This is a genomic window from Kitasatospora sp. NBC_00458, assembly GCF_036013975.1.
Classification (GTDB): domain Bacteria; phylum Actinomycetota; class Actinomycetes; order Streptomycetales; family Streptomycetaceae; genus Kitasatospora.
Map to the genome: position 1 here is coordinate 3,829,696 of NZ_CP107904.1, position 24,193 is coordinate 3,853,888.

Genomic DNA, 24,193 nt, shown 5'->3' on the forward strand with positions numbered 1-24,193 from the left:
GGAAAGCGCTCCGGCTCGGCGCGGCGGCCGGTGTGCATGCACGCACAAGGACCCGGGGACACCCCAGGCACAAGGTCAGAGCGTACCTAGCGCATCGGGCTCGGTCAAAACAAATGCAACGTCGCAGGTCGTGGCCGTCGACCGGATGTCGCCGGGGTGTCCCGCACGCGGCCGCCCGGTGTCGGACCCTCCTCCTGCCGCTCTACCACACCCCGGGGGCCGCCGCCACCCGGGCGGCGGCGCGCCACCCGTCGGGCGCGGTCAGCCGAAGGCCAGCCCGAGCATCACGACCAGCACCCAGAACGCGATCGACAGCCAGCCGAAGACCAGGCCGGTGACGGCCATGCCGTCGCCCTCCTCGTTCCGCTCCTGCACCTGCCGCCGGCCGATGTGGCCGGTGATCACGGCCGGCAGGCCGAGGATGCCGCCGGTCGGGACGCACAGCAGGCCGAGCACCAGCGAGGTCACCGCGACGGCGTTGGTGCGGCGCGGCGGCGGCGGGAACGGCGGCGGGAGCAGGAACGTCTGCGGCACCACCGGTCCGGCCACCTGCATCGGCGCCACCATCGGGCCCGACGGCAGGTCGGCCACCAGCTGCGCGAGCTGCCCGTAGGTCTGCGCGGTGCTGGCCGCCGCGAAGCGGTCGCCGTACTCCTCCGCGGAGAGCCTGCCCTCGACGTACGCGGCCTTCAGCACGTCGACGGTCCGCTCGCGATCGGAGTTGGCGGCGCGCATCGCCGACTGCGCCGAGACACCGGGCTGGCGCCCCCCGGCCCCGTACCCCGGTTCGCCCCACGGCTGAACGGCCATCCGCCACCTCCCGGCGCCCCTGCGTGCCTCGGCACGCCCACTGGTCTTCATAGTGCAGGACGAACGGGGGCCCTGAGTAGTTGCCACCTTCCGGTTATTCGGTTCGACCCGTGTCCGGGCCCGGCGGAGCCCCGCCCGTCCGTCACCCGTTCGGCCCAGACACGCCCGGGACGTCCGGACAGGAGACAGGCCCGCCCGGCCGGTGGCAGGCTGTCAACGGAGCGGTGTCGATCATGGAACGATCACCGCCGTCCAGCCCGCCCACCAGCCCGCCCACCAGCAGAGAAGGCCGCCATGCAGGCGTCAGCGCCGCCGCCGTCCCCCGCCCCCGCCTCCCCCGTCCCCTCCGCGGTCTCCATCCGGGGGCTGTGGAAGCACTTCGGCAGCCAGGCCGCGGTGGCCGGGCTCAGCCTGGAGCTGCCGACCGGGGCGTTCATCGGGCTGGTCGGCCCGAACGGCGCCGGGAAGACCACGACCCTGTCGATGGCCACCGGCCTGCTCCGCCCCGACCAGGGCACCGTCCTGATCCACGGCGCCGACGTCTGGGCCGACCCGGTCGCGGCCAAGTCCCGGATCGGCATCCTCCCCGAGGGCCTGCGGATGTTCGAGCGGCTCAGCGGCCGCGAACTGCTTCAGTACAACGGGCGGCTGCGCGGCCTGCCCGGCGCCGAGGTCGACCGCCGGGCCGAGGAACTGCTCGCCGTGCTCGACCTGGCCGGCCACGCCGACAAGCTGGTCGCCGACTACTCCACCGGCATGCGCAAGAAGATCGGCCTCGCCTCCGCCCTGCTGCACAACCCGGACGTGCTCTTCCTCGACGAGCCCTTCGAGGGCGTCGACCCGGTCTCCGCCCAGACCATCCGCGGCGTGCTCAAGCGGTACGCGGCGGCCGGCTCCACCGTCGTCTTCTCCAGCCACGTGATGGAGCTGGTCGAGCAGCTCTGCGACTGGGTCGCCGTGATCAGCGCCGGCCGGGTCATCGCCCACGGCCCGATCGACGCCGTCCGCGGCGGGCGCAGCCTGCACGAGGCCTTCCTGGAGCTGATCGGCGTCCGCGAGGACGACGGCCAGGCGCTCGGCTGGCTCGGCGGGGGCGAGCGGTGAGCTCCTCCCCCGCCCCCTCCCCCGCCGCGCGGACGGCCGCGCCGTCCGGCCGGGCCGGGGTGCCCGACGACCGCACGGTGGTCCGGACCCTGGTCTCGCTCAAGCTCCGGCTGCTCCGCAACGGCCTGCGGCGCAACCGCGGCCGGGCCGTCCTGTACGTCGTCGGAGCCGTCCTCGGCGTGCTCTTCGCCACCGGGATCGCCCTCGCCCTCGCGCTGCTCAACGGCCGCGCCGACAGCGGCTCGTCGGGCGACGCGGGCGTCGTCCTCGCCGGGGCGCTCACCCTCGGCTGGGCCGCGATCCCGCTGTTCCTCTTCGCCAGCGACGAGAGCTCCGACCCGACCCGGCTCACCATGCTGCCGCTGCGGCCCGCGCCGCTGCTGCGCGGCTCGGTGCTGGCCTCGCTGATCGGCCCCGGTCCGCTGGTCAGCCTGATCCTGCTCACCGGTGCCGCACTCTCCGGCGCCGACGGCGCCGCCTCGGCGGTGGCCGGGGTGGTCGGCGTGCCGCTGGCGGTGCTCAGCGTGGTCGTCCTCTCCCGCGCGGTGGCGGCCGGCAACGCCCGGCTGCTCTCCAGCAGGCGCGGCAAGGACTTCGCCATCTTCGGCGGGCTGCTCTTCGCGCTGCTCGTGCAGCTCGCCAACGTCGGCTCGCAGAGCGTCTTCGGCAAGGCCGGCGAGCACGGCCTCGACCTCAGCCCGCTGGCGCCGTTCGCCTCCGTGCTGCGCTGGGTGCCGCCGGTCGGCGCGGTCGACGCGGTCCGCACCGCCGGCGAGGGCCGGTACGGGCTCGCCCTGCTCCAGCTGGCCGCGACCGCCGCCCTGCTGGTGCTGCTGCTGCGCTGGTGGCGGGCCAGCCTCCAGCAGCTGATGGTCACCGCCGACGCCTCCACCCTGGAGGTGGTGCGCGACGTCCAGGGCTCGCGCGGCTGGCGCTTCCTGCCCGGGGGCCGGGTCGGCGCGGTGATGCAGCGTCACCTGCGGTACGCGTGGCGGGAGCCCCGGGCCAAGGCCGCGGTCTTCACCAGCATCGGCATGACGCTGGTGGTCTGCGTGCTGTCGGTGGTCCAGGGCTGGTCCACGGTCTACCTGGTGGCGATGGCCGGCGGGTTCCTCGGCCTGCAGATGCTCAACCTGTTCGGCATGGACGGGTCCGCGTTCTGGATGGTCGCCGCGACCCTGCTCACGCCGGCCGACGCCCGGGACGAACTGCGCGGCCGGGCGTACGCCGTCGTCTCGTACGCCGTCCCCGTCATCCTGGTGCTCGCGCCGGTGCTGGCCGCCGTCACCGGCGACTGGGCCCACCTGCCGTCGGCGCTCGGCGTGGCGTTCGCCCTGCTCGGCAGCGGCATCGCGATCGGCTCCGTGCTCAGCGTGCTGACCCCGTACACCATGCCCGCCGACAACAACCCGATGCGCAACGCCGCCCCCGGCCAGGGCGGGCTGGTGGCGGTCAACAGCTTCGGCTCGATGTTCGGCAGCGCGCTGCTCGCCTCCCCGGTGGCCGGCTACCTCGGCTGGGCCCTGGTCGCCGACGCCCCGACCTGGCCGGTCCTCCTGGTCGGCCCGCTGTACGGCGCCCTGGTCGCGTTCCTGGGCCTGCGCCTCGCCGCCGGCCGCCTGCTGGAGCGCGCCCCGGAGATCCTCGCCAAGGCCGTCGAGCGCTGACGCCCGCCCCCTCCGGCGCCGGCCCCGGGTCCTTCCAGGGCCGGCGCCGCGTCGTGACCGGCGGCGGTGGCCGGGCCGGGCGGGCCCGCGGGCCCGTCGCCCGCGGGCCCGTCGTCGGCGGCGCGGCTCCGGCATCATGGGCGGGGGTGCGGACCGCACCGGACGAGGGACGAGAGCGGGAGCACCGTGGGCAAGCGCAGGCAACCGGGCGGGACCGCGACGGACGGGGGCGCCGGGCCGCTGCTGGAGCAGGCGGTGCGGGCCGTGGTCACCGCCCCCGAGGAGCGCCTCGACCTCGCGCTGGACACCGGGGCGTCGCTGCTGGCGGCCTCCCCCGGGCAGTGGCCGGCGGTCAGCCGGGCGGTGCTGGCGTACGCGGACACCTCGCTCGGCCGGTGCTGGTCGGCCGGCTGGCGGCCCGCCGACCTGGCCCGCGTCGTGCGGCGGGAGCTGAGGCCGGCGCACCTGGCGCTGGCGGTGGACCTGATCGCCGCGGAGAGCCGGCGGCACCCGGCGGCCGCGCCGGACCGGCGCTGGCAGGAGCAGCTGCGCGAGCTGGAGACGGCGGTCTGGTGGCCGGCCGACGAGGGGTACCTGGAGGCCTTCGCCCAGCGGCACCGGCTGGACCGGTTCGCGCTGGCCACCGCCCTCCTGGAGCTGCTGCGGATCTGGGGCCGGCTGCCGCCGATCGCCCCGGTCGGCCCGGCGCCGGGGCAGGTCGGGCAGCCGGTCCGGCGGGAGCGGTCCGGTCCGGTCACGGGCGAGCCGCGGATGCTGCCGCGGATCCGGGCGCTGCTGGCGAAGGCCGAGTCCACCGAGTACCCGGAGGAGGCCGAGGCGCTGACCGCCAAGGCCCAGCAGCTGATGGCGCAGCACAGCATCGACGAGGCGCTGCTGGCGGTCGACGATGCGGACCCCAACGCCCCGGGGGCGCTGCGGATCGGGGTGGACAACCCGTACGAGGGCCCGAAGACGATGCTGCTGGACTCGGTGGCGGCGGCCAACCGGTGCCGGGTGGTGTGGGCGAAGGAGTTCGGTTTCTGCACCCTGATCGGCTTCGACGCGGACCTCGACGGCGTGGAGCTGCTGTACACCTCGCTGCTGGTGCAGGCGACCCACGCGATGCAGAAGGCGGGCTCCCGGCAGCACCTGGACGGCGCCTCGCGCACCAAGGCGTTCCGGCAGTCCTTCCTGGTCTCGTACGCGGCACGGATCCGGGAGCGGCTGGCGGAGGCGACCGAGCGGACGACCAGCGACGCGGCGGCCGGCCGGCACCTCCGCGCGGACGGCACCGAGGAGCTGCTGGTCCCGGACGAGCGGCTGCTGCCCGCGCTGGCGGCCCGTTCGGCGGCGGTCGACCAGGAGGTGGGCCGGATGTTCCCGAAGCTGGTGTCGCAGCGGGTCCGGGTGAGCGACGGCGAGGGCTGGGCGGCGGGCCGGGCGGCCGCGGACCGGGCGGCGCTGCACGGCCGGGCCGGGGAGATCCGGGGCTGACCGGACGGGTCCTGGTAGAACGGACAGCGGCCGGCCGGGGCGCCGTCCGGAGCGGCGCGGCGACGAGCGAGGGGGACGACGGTGGCGGTGGGTGAGCAGCCGGGGTACCGGGACCGGGTGCGCGGGGCGCTGATCGGCGGGGCGGTCGGGGACGCGCTGGGCTGGCCGGTGGAGTTCCTGCGGCTGTACCAGATCCGGGAGCGGTACGGCCCGGCCGGGGTGACCGGTCTGCCGGGCGGCGGCCTGGTCGCCGAGGTCACCGACGACACCCAGATGACGCTGTTCACCGCCGAGGGGCTGATCCGCGGTTTCGTCCGGGGCTGGTCGGGTGGCGGCGGTTCGGTGCCGGAGGCGGTGCACGGTGCGTACCGGCGGTGGCTGCTGACCCAGCAGCAGGGCGCCCCGGACCCGGTCCCGCTCGCCCGTCCGTACGACGGCTGGCTGCTGCGCGAACCGTTCCTGTACGCGCGGCGGGCGCCGGGTGACGCCTGTCTGACGGGGGTGAAGTACCACCCGGTCTTCGAGGCGCCGGCCGCGCTGGGGCAGCCGGGGCCGATCAACGCGCACTCGAAGGGGTGCGGCACGGTGATGCGGTCGGCGCCGTTCGGGCTGGCCCGGCTGGGCGCCGAGCAGTCGTTCGGGCTGGCCGCGCAGTGCGCGCAGCTGACCCACGGGCATCCGACCGGCCACCTGGCGGCGGGTGCGTTCGCGTCGCTGGTGGAGCGGCTGGCGGCCGGGGTGGAGCCGTGGGCGGCGGTCGGGGAGACGGTGGAGCAGACCCGGGAGTGGCCGGCCTCCAAGGAGACGGTCCAGGCGCTGGCCCGGGCGGTCCGGGTGGCCGAGGAGGCCGAGCCGTCGGCGGAGGCGGTGGAGCGGGTGGGGCTGGGCTGGATCGCCGAGGAGTGCCTGGCGATCGCGGTGTACTGCCTGCTGGCGGGGACGTCCGGGCCGGAGCCGGCCCGGACGGCGCTGCTGCTGTCGGTGAACCACTCGGGGGACAGCGATTCCACGGGGGCGGTCTGCGGCAACCTGGTCGGCGCGGCGTACGGCGCCTCGGCGCTGTCGGCGGACTGGACGGACGCGGTGGAGGGCCGGGAGACGCTGCTGCGGGTGGCGGACGACCTGCTGGTGCTGTTCGGCAGCCGCGAGCCGGGGCACCCGGCGCTCGGGGACCGCTACCCGGCCTGGTGAGCCGCGGCGCCGCGGTCCGCCGGGCCCGGTCTCACCCCGCCTGCGGGTCGGTGACCTGGCCGAGGAAGAGCGGCCGGCCGGTGGCGGTGTCGCGGATCAGGAAGAGGAACGGCCGGTCGATGTGCAGCTGCACCGGGTCCTTCGGTGCCGCTCCGGCCATCGCCTCGACGCTGACGCCGCTGCCGGCCGCGGCGACGGTGCCCTTCTCGTCGACCTGGACGGTGGCCTTCTGCACCACGGCGCCGACCTTGAGCCGCTCGGTCGCGCCCGCGCCGGGGATGCCGGAGAGGTCTGCGCCGGGGCCGAAGACGGCGTCGACGCCGAGCGCCCGGAGGGCGGGCTTCAGGTCGTTGGCGGTGTCGAAGTGGAACTTCGGCAGGGTGAGGTCGACGCTCCGCCCGGTGAGCGAGCCGAGGATCAGGTCCAGCCGGGTCTGGTCCAGGCCCTTGCGGAAGGCCTCGAAGCCGCCCTGTGCGGGCACCACCAGGTCCATCGCCAACGACCCTCCCGCGTAGGGGAGTTCGACGGCCTGCCAGGGCTCGCCGAGGATCCCGCCGGAGCCCTCGGCGTAGCGCAGCGACTCCTTCGCCGCCATGGTGGGGACGGCCGGCACGGAGCCGTCGAGCCGGTGGAACGGCCGGTCGGCGGTGTTCGGGGCCTTGAACGGAGCGGCCCAGTCGGCCTTGAGGTAGAGCGCGTCGGTGAGCGCCAGCCGGGTGTCCGCGTTGATCTGCCCCTTCCCGAAGAGGTCCTTGACCCGGCCCTCGGTGGCCTTCTCGACGGCGGAGTTGACGGCCTTCCGGGCGCCCTCCGGGTCCTTGCGGAAGTCGGCGGTGTGCACGCCGGTGTCGAAGGCGGCCGCCAGCACGCCCAGGTAGCCCTGGTCGACCGGGAAGTCCCGCTGGGCCCAGATGTCGTCCGCCTGCCTCAGCACGAACCCGCCCCCGTCCCCGCCGGTCGGGGTGCGGCGGTTGAGGGCCCCGGCGGCGAGCGCGTACTGCTGCGGGGCCAGCTCGGTGTGCAGGGCCCTGGTGAGTTCCTCGGCGCTGGTGCCGCGGGCGCCGGGCAGCAGCATGGCGAGCGCGGTGGCCAGGCCGGACGGCGAGAGCACCAGGTTGCGGCCGGCCGCGGCGGGGTCGGCGGTGAGGGTGTGCAACAGGTCCAGGCCGAAGGCGCCGGTCGCGGCGGCGGTGGCGGTGACCTGTGCGGGGTCGACGGTCGGCGGCGACCCGGGGGCCGCGACGCGGACGACGGCCGGGCCGCCTCCGGTGGAGCCGCATCCGGCGAGCAGCGCGGTGCAGCAGAGCAGGAGCACCGCCGGGCGGCGGGTACGGACGGACATGGCCGGCCACGTCCCCTCGGTCGGCGGCGCGGGCCGGTGCCCGCGCCTCGGTGCCGGTTCGACGCGGCCGGGGCGGAGGCGGTTCCCCGGCCGCGCACCGCCCGGCCGCCACGGAGGGCGTCAGTCCCAGAGCCCGCCGAACGCCAGCAGTTCGTCGCGGTGCTCGATCCGCTCCACCCACTCGGCGGGCCACGCGTCGGCGCCCAGGTGCGCACCGGCGAAGGCGCCGGCCAGGCAGGCGATCGAGTCGGAGTCGCCGGAGGAGTAGGCGCCCCGGCGGACGGCGGCCACCGGGTCGTCCGGCATCAGCAGGAAGCAGAGCAGGCCGGTGGCGAGCGCCTCCTCGGCGATCCAGCCCTCGCCGGTGGCCAGGCACGGGTCCGCCTCGACGTCGGGCGCGGCCAGCGCGGCGGTGAGCCGGTCGAGGACGGCCAGGCAGTCGTCCCAGCCCCGGGCGATGAACTCCTCCGGGGTGCGGTCCTGGGCGCGCTCGGCGAGGTCGCCGAGCCAGGTCCGGTCGTACCGGGTGCGGTTGGCCAGGGCGTAGGCCCGCAGGGCGGCGGGCAGGCCGGCCGGCGGCAGGCCTTCGGCGAGCTTGCGCACGGCGTGGGCGGTGAGGTCGCTGGCGGCCAGCGCGGTGGGGTGGCCGTGGGTGAGCCCGGACTGGAGCTGGGCGGCGCCGGCGGCCTGGGCCGGGGTCAGGTCCCGGACCAGGCCGAGCGGGGCGACCCGCATGTTGGCGCCGCAGCCCTTGGAGCCGATGTCGCTCGCCACCTGCCAGGGGCGGCCGGGCTTGCTGAGCCGGTGGCAGGAGGCCAGGCAGGTGTTGCCGGGGGCCCGGTTGTTGTCCGGTGAGCGCCACCAGTCGACGAACTCCTCGCGCACCGGCCGCTCCAGCCGCAGCGGGGCGAGCGGCCCGCGTTCCAGGGCGGTGCGCAGGCCGCGTGCCAGGGCGAGCGTCATCTGGGTGTCGTCGGTGATCAGCCCGTTCGCCGGGAACGGGAGCCGCCGCCAGTCGGGCCACTCCCACGCGATCTGCTCGACGTCCTGGAACTCGGTCGGCTTGCCCATCGCGTCGCCGATCGCCAGGCCCAGCAGTGCGCCCGTCGCCTTGCCCCCGCCCATGCCGCCACTCCCCCTCGTCCGACCGGGGTGTCCCGACCGGTCGGACCTCGGCCGGTCAGACCTCGACCAGCAGTTCCTTCAGCCCCCGGATCACGTAGCCCGGGCTCCACTCGGGCTCGCGGACCAGCCGCAGGCCCGGCGCCCGGCGCAGCAGCGCGCCGTACGACTCGGTGAGCTCCAGTCTGGCAAGCGGGGCGCCGAGACAGAAGTGGATTCCCGCGCCGAAGGTGACGTGCGGGTTGTCGGCGCGGCCGAGGTCGAGCCGGTCGGGGTCGGTGAAGCGCTCCGGGTCGCGGTTGGCCGAGCCGAACAGCAGGGCGACCTCCGAGCCGCGGGGGACGGTGACGCCGCCCACCTCGACGTCCTCCAGCACCCAGCGCTCGAACATCTGCAGCGGGGTGTCCCAGCGCATCAGTTCCTCGACGGCGGTGGGCAGCAGCCCGTCGGCGTCGGCGCGCAGCCGGGCCAGCTCGCCCGGGTTGCGGAACAGCGCCCACCAGCCGTTGCCGGTGGTGTTGACGGTGGCCTCGTGGCCGGCGTTGAGCAGCAGCACGCAGGTGGAGATCATCTCCTGCTCGCTGAGCGCGTCCGATCCCTCCTGGGCCTGGATCAGCGCGCTGACCAGGTCGTCGCCGGGGGTGGCGCGGCGCTCGCGGATCAGGGCGCGCAGGTAGTCGGAGAACTCGGTGCTCGCGGTGACGGCCCGGCGGGCGGCCTCCTCGGTCGGGTTGAGCTCGTACATGCCGGTGATGTCGGCGGACCACGGGCGCAGCAGGTGGCGGTCGGCCTCCGGGACGCCCAGCATCTCGGCGATCACCGCGACCGGGAGCGGTTCGGCGACGGCGCCGATCAGGTCGCCGCCGCCGTCCGCGAGCAGGCCGTCCACCAGTTCGCCGGCGAGCCGCCGGACGGTCGGGCGCAGCCCCTCGACCATGCGCGGGGTGAAGGCCTTGGAGACCAGCCGGCGGATCCGGGTGTGGTCGGGTGCCTCCAGGTCGAGCAGGCCGTTGTCGTTGAGGGTGTGGAACGGCTCGTGCGCCGGGTCGGGCTCGGGGCGGCCGAACTCCTCGTGGCTGAACCGGTGGGTGTAGGTCCGGCCGAGCCGGCGGTCCCGCAGCAGCGCGCTGACGTCCTGGTACCGCGGGACCAGCCACTGCCCGGTGGGCTCGTAGTACGTGGCCGGGGCCCGCCCGCGCAGGTCGGCGTAGGCGTCGTACGGGTGGGCCACGAACTCCGCCGACCAGGGGTCGAACTTCGCCGTCGTCGTCATCGGTCGATCACTCCAGGCCGTGAGGGGAAGCCGGAAGGATCATCGTACGCATGCGGCCCGTCCGGTCTCCGGCCCCTCCGGCCCCTCCGGCCCACAAGCCCCTCAGCTCCCTCAAGCCCCCGACTCCCCCCGACTCCCCCGACCGCGAGTTCCCGGCCGCTCCCCGACCGCCGCTCCCCGACCGCCCCGGACGAACCGCCCCGGACGGTTCAGCTCGGACGGTTCAGCGGGATGCTCCCCCGCGGGGCCCGCCCGTCGAACAGCCGCTCGTCGACCGGACGGGCCGCCCTGGGCGGACCGCCGATCCCCAGCGGGATGCTGCCCCGGCCGCCGAGCGCCAGCAGCCAGGCGGTCAGGTCCGGCCTGGTCCCGTACGGGCCGCCGGCCTGCTCCCAGAGCCGCCGGACCGCCGCCAGCTGCCGCTCCGACAGCACGTCCGGCAGCGGCTCGAACGGCTGCTCCGGCGTCAGGTACGGGTCCTGCGCCAGGGTCCGGCCGAACAGCAGCGCCGCCTTGTAGCGGTCGCTGTCCACCGTGGCGCTGCTGCCGCCCGGGGAGAGCGGGTCCGCCCAGTCGGGCGTGTCGGTCTGCTCCAGGACCGGCGCCGCCCCGACCCTGCGGACGCCGTCGCAGTCGAGCAGCAGGACCGCGGGCTCGGGCACCACCGTCCAGAGCACGTTGGCGTGCGAGAGGTCGCCGATCACCAGCCCCCAGCGGTGCAGCCGCTCGACCAGCCCGGCCAGCTCCAGCACCAGGGCCAGCCGCTGCTCCGGGTCCGGCCGGACCACGCCCTGGGTGGCGACCTTCTCCGGGCGGAACAGGTACTGCGCCTCGGTGAGCCTGCGCCCTCCGGCCGCCGTCTGCCAGGTCATCGCCGCCGGCGCCTCCTGCATCAGGAACCCGACGCAGCCCGGGCCGTCGACCACCCGGCAGAGCGGCCAGGCGGCCTGTGCGTCCAGCCGCTCCCGCTCCTCCCCGGACAGGGCGAACCGCAGCCGCACCAGCTCCGCCAGGGCCGGGCCGTGCACCCTCCCCGGGTCGAGGTAGCGCTTGAACAGCAGGCCCGGGTAGCCGGCCAGGCGCTGCACCAGGCCCTGGCCGCCCCGGCCGGCCTCGGCGCCGACCGCCAGCAGCGCCAGCTCCACGTCCGCCCCGCCGGCCAGCGCCGTGGCGATGTCCGGGGCGCTCACCGGGCGGCCTCCCAGAGGCAGACGACCGTGCGGTCGTCGTCGTAGCTGCGCACCCTCACCTGCGCCTGCCAGAGGAACTCGGCCAGGCCGGGGACGTCCGCGCCGCCCCACCGGTCGGCGAGGAACTCCTGCAGCTCGGGCTCCCTGAGCAGGGGCAGCGCCAGCCCGTCGGTGCAGAGGACCAGCAGGTCGCCGGGGGCCGCATCGGTGATCAGCCGGACCCGGGCGTGGTCGTACGCCTCGGGGAGGCAGTCGGTCCGGGTGCTGATCAGCGAGCCGTCGTCCCCGTCCTCGTCGAGGTTGCGCCAGACGCCCTCGCGCAGGCGCATCAGGCCGCCGTCGCCGACCGAGACGAAGCCCCGGACCGTGCTGTCCGGGTCGGCCGGCACCAGCAGCGCCCGCAGCGTGGTCGAGTGGGACTTCGGCGACAGTCCTTCCTTCTCCGCCTCGCGGCTGAGCTCGACGGCCGCCGCCGAGACCAGCTGGGCCGTCAGGCTGGCGAAGTCGACCTCCGCGCCGGCCCGCAGGCAGGCCAGCAGGGTGTCCGCCCGGTCGGCGACCTGCCTGGCCAGCATCCGGACGATCCCGTTGGACCCGCGCTGGGAGTGCGGCTGGGAGCCGACGCCGTCGGCCACCGCGAGCAGCAGCAGGTCACCGGCCCTGAACACCAGGACGGCGTCCTGGCGGCACTCGGCCCGGTAGCGGTGCGAGTCGCCGCGGACGGAGGCGGCGCGGACCGTGACCGGACCGAAGGTCCCGCCGTCCACCACCGTGTCGGGCAGCAGCGCGCTGTAGCGGTCGTTCTCGACCGCGGGGATGTCGGTCGGCTCGGGGGTGTAGGCCGGGGGCTTGCGGCCGACGTGGTGCAGCGCGCCCGGCTCCTCGCCCGGCGCCGGCAGCACGCCGGACCCGCCCCCGGCCCGCTCCGGGCCGGGGTGCCCCGCCGCGGCGGGCCGGGGAGCGGCGGGGTCCGGCCCGGCGAGGACGGGCCCTGCGACGACGGGGTCCGGCGGGAACGGCACCGGGGTGGACGGCACGGACCTGGCCGGTGCCGGGGCGGGCCCGCCCAGCGCAGCGAGGGCCGGGACGGACTCCCAGCCGCACTCGTAGACGGACGCGGCGAGGTCGATCGGGTCGAGCCGCCGCTCCGGCGCGGGCTCCGGTCCCGGGCCGGCCGGGGGCGGGTTGTCGTACGGGTTCACCGGACGGCCCCGCTCAGAGCTTGTCGAGCGAGACGGCGGTGAACCCGGGCACGTGGTCGTCCACCTGGAGGCTCATGCCCTGCCCGGCGGCGGTCGCCCCGCTCACCGAGCGGACGATCGACCGGGTCAGGCTGGCGGCGAACTCCCGCAGCGCGACCGCCGGGTCCGCCGTCCCCTCCTCCTGCATGAACGCCTTGAACGTGGCGACCTGCGCGATCACCGTGCGGTCCGCCTGGCCGATGCCGAAGGCGATGATGTGCGGCCGGAACGCGGCGGAGAGCAGCTCCTGGTACGGCTGCTCCCAGTCGGAGTCGGTCGGCACGCCGTCGGAGAGGAAGAAGACCACCGGGCGGTAGACGTCGTGCCCGTCCGCCTTCAGCTGCTGCACGTCCCGCTCGATCGCCTGCTGCAGGAGGCTGAACGCGTTGCCGAAGGAGGTCAGGCCGGACGCCTCCAGGGCCGGCAGCTCGTCCAGGTCGCTCAGGTCGACCAGCGGCTGCAGCTCGTTGGCGTCGGTGGAGAAGCCGATCAGCCCGAACCGGGTCTTGTCGGCGATGGTCGGGTTGGTGCTGATCTCCTGGTGGAGGTTGAACAGGGCCTTGTTGAGGGTGTCGATGTCGGCGCTCATCGACCCCGACTCGTCGCACACGGCGTAGAACGGGAGGATCTGCACTGCACTTCTCCTTTGACTCACGGGTCAGAGAGGGTTGGACGTGCGGTTCGGGGCCCGGACCGGGCCGTCCGGGCCGGGCCTTCCGGGCCGGGCCGTCCGGGCCGGGCCGTCCGGGCCGGGCCGTCCGGATCAGCCGGTGTAGAAGTAGATCTCCAGCGAGGCGTGCCGGGGGTTGTCCGTCAGCGAGATGAAGTCCCGGGTGGTGGTGCCCTGGAACATCTCCGGACGGGCCTGCGCGAGCAGCCCGTTGACGGTGTGGGCGTACGCCTGGCCGACCCCCGGGTCGCGGTTGCTGCCGAAGGTGAGCACCACCGCGGCCTGCCGCCCCGCGTACCGTTCGGTGCCCGCGCGGATCTGCGCCGCCAGGCCCGCGGTGTCGGAGGGGTCCCCGGTGACGTCGACGGTGACCGCGTCGTGCTCCACCCCGCGCGGGCCGGTGGGGGTGGGCGCCGGCGGCGGCGTGGCGGAGGCCGTGGCGGTGGCGCTCGCACCGGCCGTGGGGGTGGGCGTGGCGGTGGCGCGCGCGGCCGCCACCGGATCGCCCTGGTCGCCCATCGCGACCAGGGCCAGCACCAGCAGCAGGTCGGCGAAGAGCCAGCCCGCCAGGTGCGCGCCGCGCACGCGCGGCCGTCCGGCCCGGAAGCGGTCCCTCATCGGCCCGCCTGCCGCACCGGCACCTCGTCCAGCTCCAGCAGGGTCTGCTCGTCCACGGCCGCCGGGTCCGGGGTGTCCGCGGGGCGCGAGCGGGCGCCGCCCGCCCCGGGACCGTCGTCCGGCACCGACTTGACCAGCAGGGCCCCGGGCGACCGGCCGGCCGGGGCGTCACGAATGTCGCGGGCCTCGCGGGCGTCCAGGCGCGCCGCGGCCACGGTGGCCGCCGACGCCGCCGCCGCGACCCGGTCGGCCATCGCCGCGACCTCGCGGGCCAGCCCGTCGAGCTGCTCCAGCAGCCGTCCGCCGACGTCGGCGACGGTCTCCGCACCGGTGGTGAAGCCGCGCTGGGCGACCGCGAGGTCCCGCACCGCGTCCTCCACCCGCTCGCCCGCGCCGGACAGTTCGGCGCCGACCCGGTCGGTGGCCTGCCGGACGGCGTCGGCCGCCTCGGAAGCCTGCCGCCCGCCGCGCCGGACCAGGTCCTCGGTGGCCGCGGAGCCGTCCCGGACGGTCCCGGCGAGCTTCTCCCCGCTGTCCCGCACGGCCGCCCCGACGCCCTCGACCGCCTTCTCGACCCCGTCGACGGCCCTCCGCAGCGGGTCGACCGCCGCGCCCACCTCGGCCAGCCGCTCCTCGGCCCCGGCCACCGAGCGCTCGACCACCAGTGCGGCCCCGCTGAGGTCCCGCTGGGTGTCGGCGGCCTGCCGGCCGAGCCGCTCCAGGGTCTCCGCCGCGCCGGTGAGCTCGGCCACGAACCGCTGCGGCGAGGAACGGCGACGCTCGTTCAGCACCAGCTGCGCCCGGGTGAGCACCGGGGCCAGCTCGGCCAGCAGGTCCTCCGCCTCCTGCGCCGCACCGGACTCGCGCCGATCGGCCCCGGCCCTGCGCACGCCGTGCGCGACGGAGAAGACCAGCAGCAGCGCAATGAACAGCGTGGCGGACAGGGCGATGTCACCGAAGGTGGCCCAGCCCGCCAGCCGTCCCTCGAAGCCGGTCTGCCAGAGCTGCAGGAACGGCCGGGCGGCCTGCGCGGCGTCCGCGCCGATCAGGGCCTGGTAGGCGCTGGTCGCCTGCATCAGCCCGGCCCAGGTGACCAGCAGCGGGACGAACACCAGCCCGCCGAGGGCGACTTCGAGCCACGACCAGAACCTCGGCTCGGCCTTCGGCCGCACCGCCGCCCGGACGCTCTCCGGCCGGACGAAGCTGTGCACCAGGTCGAGGTCGGCCCACCGGTCGAGGTCGCCGGTACCGGAGACCGCCAACCCGAGCTCCTTGAGCTCCTCCTGACGGCTCGCCAGTCCGGGGCGGGCCGCCAGCGCCCGCAGCTCACCCCCGATCGCGCGGCGGTCCAGCAGTGGGCCTGACGTCATGAGGGCTCCTTCGGTGCGCGCCGCCGCGGGGGGTGAACGCCCGTGGCCGGTGCGGCGCACGGGCGGAGCCGCCCGCGCGACCTCCCCCCGGTGGCCGGATCCGGCCACGCCGCTCCGTTCGGCAGCGTAGCGCAGAACCCGCCACCGGGACCGGGCGGTTCGTGCAGTGGATACCTGTTCGTCACCGACGCGTCCGGGCCCCTCGGGAGCCCCCGGATCCCCGGCCGCGTCAGAGGTACCGGGCCACCAGCCGGCCGACCAGGGCCGGCAGCGCGGCGGAGATCGGCTCGCGGATCACCTCGTCCGCGGCCTCGTCGAACGGCGTCGGCTCACCGTTCACCACGATCAGCCGGGCCCCGGTCCGCACCGCGTTGAACGGCAGCGCCGCGGCCGGGAAGACCTGCAGACTGGTACCGACCGCGATGAACAGCTCGCAGGCCTTGGAGACGGCGTCGGCCTGCTGGAGCACCTGCGGGTCCAGCTCCTCGCCGAACATCACGGTGCGCGGCCGCAGCACCCCGCCGCAGGCCCGGCAGTCCGGGTCCGGCTCGCCCGCCGCCACCCGCTCCAGTGCCTCCGCCATCGGGCCCACCGCCTTGCACCGGACGCACTGCACCTCCCGTGCCGTGCCGTGCAGTTCGAGCACCTTGCGGGCGGTCTGGCCGGCCCGCTGGTGCAGCCCGTCGACGTTCTGGGTGAGCACCCGGACGGGCAGCCCGGACCGTTCGAGGTCGACCAGTGCCCGGTGCCCGGCGTTCGGCTCGGCGGCGAGCGCGCCGGCCTCCGCGCGCATCGTCCAGGCCCGGCGGCGGACGTCCGGGTCGGCCAGGTACGGGCCGACGGTGACCAGTCGCTGGGCCTCCGGGTCGCGCTGCCAGAGGCCGTTCGGGCCGCGGTAGTCGGGGATGCCGGAGTCGGTCGAGATCCCGGCGCCGGTGAGGACGGCGATCATCGGGCGCTTGGCGTTCATGCCCCGGACGGTACGGGGGCGGCCCGCCGGCCCGCCACCGAAATCCGCGCCGCCGCCCCGGCCGCGGGCCGGACACCACCCCGCCCCGCCCCGCTCACCCCGCCCAGCTCGGACCGCCCAGCTCGGGCCGCCCGGTTCGCGCTGCCCGGCTCAGGCCGCGACCGGCCGGCCGACGCCGCCGACGCCCACCAGCGGCGCCAGCGCCACCAGGTAGCAGACGGCGGCGACCGGGATCAGCGCCAGGTCCACCGCCGTCAGCACCGTCCCGGTCAGCATCAGCACCGGGCTCCACCAGCACAGCGAGCGCGCCCGCCCCACCGCACCCGCCACCAGCAGCGCCAGCAGGCCGACGTAGAACAGCAGCGGGCCCACCGAGTACACCGCCGGCACCACCCCGGGGTGGCTCTGGATGCCGTCGAACAGCCGGTGCTGGTCGGCCTTGTCGACGGCGACGGCCCCCACGTACAGGTCGATGCCGATCTGCACCACCGATGCGGCCAGCCCGGTCAGCGCCACCCCCAGGGCGGTCCGCGCCGCGACCCGGCCGGCGGCCGTGCGGTTCGGCGCCGGCCGGCGTTCCAGTGCGACCAGCACCGGCACGAACAGCACCAGCCCCGCCAGCATCAGGCTGTGGCCGACCAGCCAGCCGACTCCGGGGTCGCGCGATCCCTCCAGCAGCCGGATGCCGCCGTACAGCGCCATCAGGGCGGGTCCGCCGACCACGGCGAACGGGGTGATGCGACCGTGCTTCGAGGTGTCCATGAGTGCTCTCCCGAGGATCGGGCCGGTTGCTCCGGCACCCCGGATCCTGTCCGCGGCCCCCCTCGTCGCGGATCGCCCGTACCGGCGAAAGCCGCCGCTCCCCCGCACGGGGGAGCCGTCAGTCCTCGCCCGCCACCACCGCGCCGGCCTCGTACGCGAACACCACCGCGTGCACCCGGTCGCGCAGTCCCAGCTTGGCCAGCACATTGCTGACGTGGGTCTTCACCGTGTGCTCGCTCACCACCAGTTCGGCGGCGATCTCCGCGTTGGAGAGCCCCCGGGCCAGCAGCCTCAGCGTCTCCCGCTCGCGCGCCGTCAGCTGCTCCAGCAGCCGGGACGGCGGCCGCACCGCCCGCTCGACGCCGCCCGGCCGCCGGGCGGCGAACTCACCGATCAGCCGGCGGGTCACCGAGGGCGCCAGCAGCGCCTCCCCGGAGGCCACCATCCGCACGCCGTGCGCCAGGTCGTCCCGGCGGACGTCCTTCAGCAGGAACCCGCTGGCTCCCGCGTACAGCGCGTCGAAGACGTAGTCGTCGGCGTCGAAGGTGGTCAGCATGATCACCCTGGTGCCGGGGTACTCCGCGCAGACCCGGCGGGCGGCCTCCAGCCCGTCCATCACCGGCATCCGGACGTCCAGCAGCAGCACGTCCGGGGCGTGCACCCGGACCGCCTCGATCGCCTCGGCACCGTCCGCCGCCTCGGCGACCACCTCGATGTCCGGCTGCGCGTCCAGGATCATCCCGAACCCGGCCCGCACCAGCTCCTGGTCGTCCGCGACGACCACCCGGATCGGCTTCATCCGCCCACTCCGCCCTCTCCACCCGCTGCGCCCACCAGGCCGGACGCCCCCAGCGGCAGCCGGGCGCTCACCAGGAAACCCCTGCCCTCCGGCCCGGGACCGGCCTCGGCACGGCCGCCGCAGGCCGCCGCCCGCTCCCGGATGCCGACCAGCCCGCGCCCCCCGGACCAGCCGTCCCCGACCCGCCCGGACCGGTCACCCCGGCCACCCGGCCCGGCCTGTCCGCCTCGGCCGCCCCGCCCACCCGGCACCGGCACCCCGCGCCCGTCGTCCGAGACCACCACCGCCAGCTCCTCCCCCTCCCGGACCACCCGCACCAGGATCCGCGAGGCACCCGCGTGCTTGACCGTGTTGGTCAGCGCCTCCTGCACGATCCGGTACCCGGCCGCCTCGACGTCCGCCGGCAGCTGCCCGTCGACCCCGTCGAGTTCGAGGTCGACCGTGAGCCCGGCCCCGCGCACCCGCTCGGCCAGTGCGGGCAGTTCGGCCAGCCGCGGCTGCGGCGCCAGCTCCGGCACCGCCCCCTCCTCCTTCAGCACGCCGAGCACCCGCCGCAGCTGCACCATGGCGTCGCGCCCGGAGTCGGAGATGGTGTCGAAGGCCCTGATCGCCCGGTCCGGGTCGGAACGCACCACCAGCGGCCCCGCCTCCGCCTGGATCACCATCAGCGAGACGGCGTGCGCCAGGATGTCGTGCATCTCCCGGGCGATCCTGGCCCGTTCCTCGGCCACCGCCCGCGCCGCGTCACTGGCCGCCCGCCGGCCGGCCTCCCGGGCCCGCTCCGACTCCACCTGCGCCAGCCGCCGCAGCTCCCGCACCAGCGAGCCGAACACGAACGCGCCGACCGTGGTCAGCAGCGAGAACAGCATGCCGTTCGGCGACCGCGTCCCCACCACGTTGGCCGCCACCACCACCGCCAGCACGCCCCAGCGCTGCCGCTCCCCGGCCCGGTCGGCCACCGTGTAGAGGGTGATCACCGCGTACAGCGGCAGCTGCGGCATCACCGGGTGCGCGACCACCGACAGCGCCGCCGACACCCCGCCGCTGAGCGCCATGACCGTGACCGGCGCCCGCCGCCGCCACGGCAGCGGCAGTGCCGTCCCGAGGGCCAGCGCGTAGACCCACCAGGACCAGGCCGTGTCGTCGTGGTGGACCGACCAGAGCGAGACCGCGGCCGACCCCGCCGCCAGCAGGCCGTCCACCGCGTACGGGTTGACCCCGCCCAGCCCCGCCCACCGGCGCACCGCCCGACCCACCCCGGCTCCTCCCCCGTACGCGGGGAGGACTCCCCCGCGGAGAAGATCATGCCCGACCGGCAGCACCGTGGGCACGCCCCGGCCGGGATCCCCCACCGCGCGGTCAGACACCGGTGACCGCCACACCCCCGGTGTCGGTCCGCGCCGTGATGGTGCGCGCCGCACCCGCCTGCCGGGGCACCCCCACCTCGACGTCGCCCGCCCCCGCCACGGCGTCCACCGCGTACGGCTCCCCGTCCGGCACCCGCACCCGGACCCCGCCGGTGACCGCCCGGGCCTCCACCCTGGTCGGGCTGGCCGCGAACGCCACCTCGATGCCGCCGGTGTCGGCGCTCACCCGCACCACCGGGGAGGTCAGCGCGGTCCCCTCCACGCCGCCGGTGCCGACCTCGGCCTGCACCTCGCCGGCCAGCCCGTGCAGCCGGATCCCACCGGTCTCGCTGCTCAGCCGCACCACCGTCCCCGCCGGCACGGTCACCTGGTAGCCCACCCCGCAGTCCGAGCAGTCGTACGCGAGCCTGAGCGTGCCGTCCCGCACCTCGTGCCGGGTGTCCGGCGCGTCCCCCCGGTAGCTCTGCCGCTCGACCACCCGCACCGCGTCCCCCGCACGGACCTCGATCCCCCCGGTCCGCCCCTCGATCACCAGCGCCCGCACCGGCTCGGCGACCCCGTAGGAGACCGTCCGCTCCTCGCTGCCGTCGTCCTGGTAGCACCCCGCCGACCCCAGCAGCACCGCCCCCGTGATCGCCACGGCCCCCAGCGCCCGCTTCACACCCATCTCCGGCTCCCTCGCGTCCCCGTCCGTTCTCGGACGCCCCGAGCCTCCCCCGCGGCCCCGCGCCGCCGCCTCCCCCGCCCGACCGGTTTCCCGCCCTCCCCCGCGGGAGGGAGACCGCCCGGACGCGGAAACACCGAAGGGCCCGGAGGCTTGATGCCTCCGGGCCCTTCGTTTCGTAGCGGGGACAGGATTTGAACCTGCGACCTCTGGGTTATGAGCCCAGCGAGCTACCGAGCTGCTCCACCCCGCGTCGGTAAACACGAGCCTACGCGACTTCGTCCAGGAACCCTAATCGGCTTCCCACCGGCCCCCGGAGAGGGGGAAACACCGAAGGGCCCGGAGGCTTGATGCCTCCGGGCCCTTCGCTTTGTAGCGGGGACAGGATTTGAACCTGCGACCTCTGGGTTATGAGCCCAGCGAGCTACCGAGCTGCTCCACCCCGCGTCGGTAAACACGAGCCTACGCGACTTCGCCCGGGAAACCTAACCGGTTTCCCACCGGCCCCGGAATTCCCCCGCCGGCCCCCGGAAACGCCGCAGGGCGGCCACCCCCTGAGGGGTGACCGCCCTGCGGTACGAGCCTGACTCAGCCGGTGTACGGGCCGTAGTCGTAGTCGTCCAGGGGGACGGCCTGGCCGGAGCCGGCGCCGAAGGGCGACAGGTCGTAGTCGTCGTAGCCGACGGCCGAGTACATCGCGGCCTTGGCCTCCTCGGTCGGCTCGACCCGGATGTTGCGGTAGCGGGGCAGACCCGTACCGGCCGGGATGAGCTTACCGAGGATGACGTTCTCCTTGAGGCCCAGCAGCGGGTCCGACTTGGCGTGGATCGCCGCGTCGGTGAGGACCCGGGTCGTCTCCTGGAAGGAGGCGGCCGACAGCCAGGACTCGGTGGCCAGCGAGGCCTTGGTGATACCCATCAGCTGCGGACGGCCGGAGGCGGGGTGACCGCCCTCGGAGACCACGCGACGGTTCTCCTGCTCGAAGCGGCCGCGCTCGACGAGCTCGCCCGGGAGCAGCTCGGCGTCGCCCGACTCGATGATCGTCACGCGGCGGAGCATCTGCCGGATGATGATCTCGATGTGCTTGTCGTGGATCGACACACCCTGCGAGTTGTAGACCTTCTGGACCTCGGCGACCAGGTGGATCTGGACGGCGCGCTGGCCCATGATGCGCAGGACGTCGTGCGGGTTGGTCGCACCCATGGTCAGCTTCTGGCCGACCTCGACCGCCTCGCCCTCGCTGACGAGCAGCTTCACACGCTTCGAGACCGGGTAGGCGATCTCGTCGGTGCCGTCGTCCGGCGTGACGACCAGCTTGCGGGTCTTCTCGGTGTCCTCGATGCGGACCCGGCCCTGCGCCTCCGAGATCGGGGCCACACCCTTGGGGGTACGGGCCTCGAAGAGCTCGACGACACGCGGCAGACCCTGGGTGATGTCGTCACCGGCCACACCACCGGTGTGGAAGGTACGCATGGTCAGCTGGGTACCGGGCTCACCGATGGACTGGGCGGCGATGATGCCGACCGCCTCACCGATGTCGACCAGCTTGCCGGTGGCCAGCGAGCGGCCGTAGCAGAAGGCACAGGTGCCGACGGCCGACTCACAGGTCAGGATCGAGCGGGTCTTGACCTCGCTGATGCCGTGGCGGATCAGCTCGTCGATCAGCACGTCACCGAGGTCGGTGTTGGCGGTGGCGAGGAGCTTGCCGTCCACCGTGATGTCCTCGGCGAGCATGCGGGCGTAGACGCTGGTCTCGACGTCGTCCGTCTTGCGCAGGACGCCGTTCTCGACCGTGCCGATCGCCAGCTTGAGGCCGCGCTCGGTGCCGCAGTCCTCCTCGCGGATGATGACGTCCTGCGAGACGTCGACCAGACGACGGGTGAGGTAGCCCGAGTCGGCGGTACGCAGGGCGGTGTCGGCGAGACCCTTACGGGCACCGTGGGTCGAGATGAAGTACTCAAGGACCGTGAGGCCCTCACGGAACGACGCCTTGATGGGACGGGGGATCGTCTCGTTCTTGGCGTTCGACACCAGACCACGCATACCGGCGATCTGGCGCATCTGCATCATGTTTCCACGAGCACCCGAGTCGACCATCATGAAGATGGGGTTCGTCTTCGGGAAGTTCGCGTTCATGGCCTCGGCGACCTCGTTGGTCGCCTGGGTCCAGATGCCGATGAGCTCCTGCTTGCGCTCGTCGTTGGTGATCAGGCCGCGCTCGTACTGGCGCTGGACCTTCTCCGCCTTCACCTCGTAGCCCTCAAGGATCTGGGGCTTGCTCGGCGGGACGACGACGTCGGAGATCGAGACGGTGACGCCCGAGCGGGTGGCCCAGTGGAAGCCGGCCGCCTTCAGGTTGTCCAGCGTCGCCGCGACGACGACCTTGGGGTAGCGCTCCGCCAGGTCGTTGACGATCGCGGAGAGCTGCTTCTTGCCCACCTCGTAGTCGACGAACGGGTAGTCCTCGGGCAGCAGCTCGTTGAAGAGCGCGCGGCCCAGGGTGGTCTGCAGGCGGAAGGACTCGCCCTCGTACCAGGTCGACTGACCGTCCTCGTCGACCGGCGGGGTCCAGCCGCGCGGCGGGACGGTGCCGATCGGCAGGCGGACGTCGATGACGGCCTGGACGTCCAGCTCCTTGGCGTCGAAGGCCATGACGGCTTCGGCGGTGGAGGAGAAGGAGCGGCCGCCGCCCTTCACGACCTCGCGGTCCGAGGTGAGGAAGAACAGGCCGAGCACCATGTCCTGGGTCGGCATGGTGACGGGGCGACCGTCGGCCGGCTTCAGGATGTTGTTCGAGGACAGCATCAGGATGCGGGCCTCGGCCTGCGCCTCCGCGGAGAGCGGCAGGTGGACGGCCATCTGGTCACCGTCGAAGTCCGCGTTGAACGCGGTGCAGACGAGCGGGTGGATCTGGATGGCCTTGCCCTCGACCAGCTGCGGCTCGAAGGCCTGGATGCCGAGGCGGTGCAGGGTGGGCGCACGGTTCAGCAGCACCGGGTGCTCGGCGATGACCTCTTCGAGGACGTCCCACACGACCGGGCGGGCGCGCTCGACCATGCGCTTGGCCGACTTGATGTTCTGCGCGTGGTTCAGGTCCACCAGGCGCTTCATCACGAACGGCTTGAAGAGCTCCAGCGCCATGGCCTTGGGCAGACCGCACTGGTGCAGCTTGAGCTGCGGGCCGACGACGATGACCGAACGGGCCGAGTAGTCGACTCGCTTGCCGAGCAGGTTCTGGCGGAAACGACCCTGCTTGCCCTTCAGCATGTCGCTGAGGGACTTCAGCGGGCGGTTGCCCGGGCCGGTGACCGGCCGGCCGCGGCGGCCGTTGTCGAACAGCGCGTCGACGGCCTCCTGGAGCATGCGCTTCTCGTTGTTCACGATGATCTCGGGCGCGCCGAGGTCGAGAAGCCGCTTCAGGCGGTTGTTGCGGTTGATGACGCGGCGGTACAGGTCGTTCAGGTCGGAGGTCGCGAAGCGGCCACCGTCCAGCTGCACCATCGGACGCAGGTCCGGCGGGATGACCGGGACGCAGTCCAGCACCATGCCGTTGGGCTTGTTGGTGGTCTGCAGGAACGCGGAGACGACCTTGAGGCGCTTGAGCGCACGGGTCTTCTTCTGGCCCTTGCCGGTGCGGATGATCTCGCGCAGGCGCTCGGACTCCTCCGCCAGGTCGAAGGTCTCCAGGCGGTCCTTGAGGGCCGCCGCGCCCATCGAGCCGGAGAAGTAGGTGCCGAAGCGGTCGCGCAGCTCGCGGTAGAGCAGCTCGTCGCCCTCAAGGTCCTGGACCTTGAGGTTCTTGAAGCGGGCCCACACCTCGTCGAGGCGGTCGAGCTCGCGCTGCGCGCGGTCGCGCAGCTGCTTCATCTCGCGCTCGGCACCCTCGCGCACCTTGCGGCGCACGTCGGCCTTGGCGCCCTCGGCCTCCAGCTCGGCCAGGTCGGTCTCGGCCTTCTTGGCGCGGGCTTCGAGGTCGGAGTCGCGACGGTTCTCGATCTGCTGGCGCTCGACCGAGACGTGCGCCTCCAGGGACGGCAGGTCGCGCTGGCGGCGCTCGTCGTCGACCCAGGTGATCATGTAGGCGGCGAAGTAGATGACCTTTTCGAGGTCCTTCGGCGCCAGGTCCAGCAGGTAGCCGAGGCGGGACGGCACGCCCTTGAAGTACCAGATGTGGGTGACCGGGGCGGCCAGCTCGATGTGGCCCATCCGCTCGCGGCGCACCTTGGCGCGGGTCACCTCGACGCCGCAGCGCTCACAGATGATGCCCTTGAAGCGGACGCGCTTGTACTTGCCGCAGTAGCACTCCCAGTCCCGGGTGGGGCCGAAGATCTTCTCGCAGAAGAGTCCGTCCTTTTCGGGCTTCAGGGTGCGGTAGTTGATGGTCTCCGGCTTCTTGACCTCGCCGTGCGACCACTGGCGGATGTCGTCGGCGGTGGCCAGGCCGATGCGGAGCTCGTCGAAGAAGTTGACGTCAAGCACTGGTCGTCAAGCCCTCTTTCGTAAGTCGAGAGTCGTTCATGTGGTCTGAGGGGGGCCTGG

The 24,193-nt window shown here is 74.5% G+C and carries 19 protein-coding genes and 2 tRNA genes; 4 read left to right on the top strand and 17 right to left on the bottom strand.

Annotated elements, in window-relative coordinates:
* Window positions 1–261: 261 nt before the first annotated feature.
* On the bottom strand, window positions 262–810 hold the full coding sequence (locus OG550_RS15485) for a DUF1707 and DUF4190 domain-containing protein (RefSeq protein WP_327677913.1): 549 nt from the start codon (window positions 808–810) through the stop codon (window positions 262–264).
* Window positions 811–1,104: 294 nt separating this feature from the next.
* Between OG550_RS15485 and OG550_RS15490 the strand changes: the two genes are divergently transcribed.
* The 4 genes from OG550_RS15490 to OG550_RS15505 all read left to right on the top strand — a co-directional run bounded on the left by OG550_RS15490 (window position 1,105) and on the right by OG550_RS15505 (window position 6,266).
* Window positions 1,105–1,914: an ABC transporter ATP-binding protein gene (locus tag OG550_RS15490; protein WP_327677915.1), complete on the top strand. Its 810-nt coding sequence runs from the start codon at window positions 1,105–1,107 to the stop codon at window positions 1,912–1,914.
* The gene (locus tag OG550_RS15495) at window positions 1,911–3,581 is read left to right on the top strand and encodes a transporter (protein WP_327677916.1); all 1,671 of its coding nucleotides are present in this window, start codon (window positions 1,911–1,913) and stop codon (window positions 3,579–3,581) included. The genes OG550_RS15490 and OG550_RS15495 overlap by 4 nt, the downstream gene beginning before the upstream one ends.
* Before the next feature lie 186 nt (window positions 3,582–3,767).
* Window positions 3,768–5,075: a DUF2786 domain-containing protein gene (locus OG550_RS15500; RefSeq protein WP_327677918.1), complete on the top strand. Its 1,308-nt coding sequence runs from the start codon at window positions 3,768–3,770 to the stop codon at window positions 5,073–5,075.
* 87 nt (window positions 5,076–5,162) lie between these two features.
* On the top strand, window positions 5,163–6,266 hold the full coding sequence (locus OG550_RS15505) for an ADP-ribosylglycohydrolase family protein (protein WP_327677920.1): 1,104 nt from the start codon (window positions 5,163–5,165) through the stop codon (window positions 6,264–6,266).
* A gap of 31 nt (window positions 6,267–6,297) precedes the next feature.
* Here the strand turns inward: OG550_RS15505 and OG550_RS15510 are convergent, their stop codons facing one another.
* From OG550_RS15510 to OG550_RS15585, 16 genes are all read right to left on the bottom strand, one after another.
* The gene (locus tag OG550_RS15510; RefSeq protein ID WP_327677922.1) at window positions 6,298–7,608 is read right to left on the bottom strand and encodes a serpin family protein; all 1,311 of its coding nucleotides are present in this window, start codon (window positions 7,606–7,608) and stop codon (window positions 6,298–6,300) included.
* Window positions 7,609–7,728: 120 nt separating this feature from the next.
* The gene (locus OG550_RS15515) at window positions 7,729–8,733 is read right to left on the bottom strand and encodes an ADP-ribosylglycohydrolase family protein (RefSeq protein WP_327677924.1); all 1,005 of its coding nucleotides are present in this window, start codon (window positions 8,731–8,733) and stop codon (window positions 7,729–7,731) included.
* Between the two features lie 55 nt (window positions 8,734–8,788).
* A complete protein-coding gene (locus OG550_RS15520) occupies window positions 8,789–10,003 on the bottom strand; it encodes a cytochrome P450 (protein WP_327677926.1) in 1,215 nt (404 codons plus the stop codon).
* 209 nt (window positions 10,004–10,212) lie between these two features.
* Window positions 10,213–11,193, bottom strand: coding sequence for a hypothetical protein (locus OG550_RS15525; protein ID WP_327677928.1), 981 nt, complete (start codon window positions 11,191–11,193; stop codon window positions 10,213–10,215).
* The gene (locus OG550_RS15530) at window positions 11,190–12,395 is read right to left on the bottom strand and encodes a PP2C family serine/threonine-protein phosphatase (RefSeq protein ID WP_327677930.1); all 1,206 of its coding nucleotides are present in this window, start codon (window positions 12,393–12,395) and stop codon (window positions 11,190–11,192) included. The genes OG550_RS15525 and OG550_RS15530 overlap by 4 nt, the downstream gene beginning before the upstream one ends.
* Before the next feature lie 13 nt (window positions 12,396–12,408).
* The gene (locus tag OG550_RS15535; protein ID WP_327677932.1) at window positions 12,409–13,068 is read right to left on the bottom strand and encodes a vWA domain-containing protein; all 660 of its coding nucleotides are present in this window, start codon (window positions 13,066–13,068) and stop codon (window positions 12,409–12,411) included.
* Window positions 13,069–13,197: 129 nt separating this feature from the next.
* The gene (locus OG550_RS15540) at window positions 13,198–13,722 is read right to left on the bottom strand and encodes a hypothetical protein (RefSeq protein WP_327677933.1); all 525 of its coding nucleotides are present in this window, start codon (window positions 13,720–13,722) and stop codon (window positions 13,198–13,200) included.
* A complete protein-coding gene (locus OG550_RS15545) occupies window positions 13,719–15,092 on the bottom strand; it encodes a methyl-accepting chemotaxis protein (protein ID WP_327677934.1) in 1,374 nt (457 codons plus the stop codon). The genes OG550_RS15540 and OG550_RS15545 overlap by 4 nt, the downstream gene beginning before the upstream one ends.
* A 229-nt stretch (window positions 15,093–15,321) precedes the next feature.
* The gene (locus OG550_RS15550; RefSeq protein ID WP_327677936.1) at window positions 15,322–16,062 is read right to left on the bottom strand and encodes an SIR2 family NAD-dependent protein deacylase; all 741 of its coding nucleotides are present in this window, start codon (window positions 16,060–16,062) and stop codon (window positions 15,322–15,324) included.
* A 150-nt stretch (window positions 16,063–16,212) separates the two neighbouring features.
* The gene (locus OG550_RS15555) at window positions 16,213–16,824 is read right to left on the bottom strand and encodes a hypothetical protein (protein ID WP_327677938.1); all 612 of its coding nucleotides are present in this window, start codon (window positions 16,822–16,824) and stop codon (window positions 16,213–16,215) included.
* A gap of 118 nt (window positions 16,825–16,942) precedes the next feature.
* A complete protein-coding gene (locus OG550_RS15560) occupies window positions 16,943–17,623 on the bottom strand; it encodes a response regulator transcription factor (RefSeq protein WP_327677939.1) in 681 nt (226 codons plus the stop codon).
* Window positions 17,620–18,879: a sensor histidine kinase gene (locus OG550_RS15565; RefSeq protein ID WP_327677941.1), complete on the bottom strand. Its 1,260-nt coding sequence runs from the start codon at window positions 18,877–18,879 to the stop codon at window positions 17,620–17,622. The genes OG550_RS15560 and OG550_RS15565 overlap by 4 nt, the downstream gene beginning before the upstream one ends.
* Before the next feature lie 103 nt (window positions 18,880–18,982).
* The gene (locus OG550_RS15570; RefSeq protein WP_327677944.1) at window positions 18,983–19,657 is read right to left on the bottom strand and encodes a hypothetical protein; all 675 of its coding nucleotides are present in this window, start codon (window positions 19,655–19,657) and stop codon (window positions 18,983–18,985) included.
* A gap of 176 nt (window positions 19,658–19,833) precedes the next feature.
* Window positions 19,834–19,907 (bottom strand) — tRNA-Met (locus tag OG550_RS15575).
* Window positions 19,908–20,027: 120 nt separating this feature from the next.
* Window positions 20,028–20,101: transfer RNA gene (locus OG550_RS15580), tRNA-Met, on the bottom strand.
* Window positions 20,102–20,242: 141 nt separating this feature from the next.
* Complete coding sequence (locus OG550_RS15585) at window positions 20,243–24,133, bottom strand: DNA-directed RNA polymerase subunit beta' (RefSeq protein ID WP_327677945.1); 3,891 nt, start codon at window positions 24,131–24,133, stop codon at window positions 20,243–20,245.
* Between the last annotated feature and the right edge of the window lie 60 nt (window positions 24,134–24,193).

Coding starts and splice junctions, on each gene's coding strand:
- OG550_RS15485 (WP_327677913.1), bottom strand. CDS start 810: ATGGCCGTTCAGCCGTGGGGCGAACCGGGGTACGGGGCCGGGGGGCGC.
- OG550_RS15490 (WP_327677915.1), top strand. CDS start 1,105: ATGCAGGCGTCAGCGCCGCCGCCGTCCCCCGCCCCCGCCTCCCCCGTC.
- OG550_RS15510 (WP_327677922.1), bottom strand. CDS start 7,608: ATGTCCGTCCGTACCCGCCGCCCGGCGGTGCTCCTGCTCTGCTGCACC.
- OG550_RS15515 (WP_327677924.1), bottom strand. CDS start 8,733: ATGGGCGGGGGCAAGGCGACGGGCGCACTGCTGGGCCTGGCGATCGGC.
- OG550_RS15520 (WP_327677926.1), bottom strand. CDS start 10,003: ATGACGACGACGGCGAAGTTCGACCCCTGGTCGGCGGAGTTCGTGGCC.
- OG550_RS15540 (WP_327677933.1), bottom strand. CDS start 13,722: ATGAGGGACCGCTTCCGGGCCGGACGGCCGCGCGTGCGCGGCGCGCAC.
- OG550_RS15545 (WP_327677934.1), bottom strand. CDS start 15,092: ATGACGTCAGGCCCACTGCTGGACCGCCGCGCGATCGGGGGTGAGCTG.
- OG550_RS15550 (WP_327677936.1), bottom strand. CDS start 16,062: ATGAACGCCAAGCGCCCGATGATCGCCGTCCTCACCGGCGCCGGGATC.
- OG550_RS15555 (WP_327677938.1), bottom strand. CDS start 16,824: ATGGACACCTCGAAGCACGGTCGCATCACCCCGTTCGCCGTGGTCGGC.
- OG550_RS15560 (WP_327677939.1), bottom strand. CDS start 17,623: ATGAAGCCGATCCGGGTGGTCGTCGCGGACGACCAGGAGCTGGTGCGG.
- OG550_RS15570 (WP_327677944.1), bottom strand. CDS start 19,657: ATGGGTGTGAAGCGGGCGCTGGGGGCCGTGGCGATCACGGGGGCGGTG.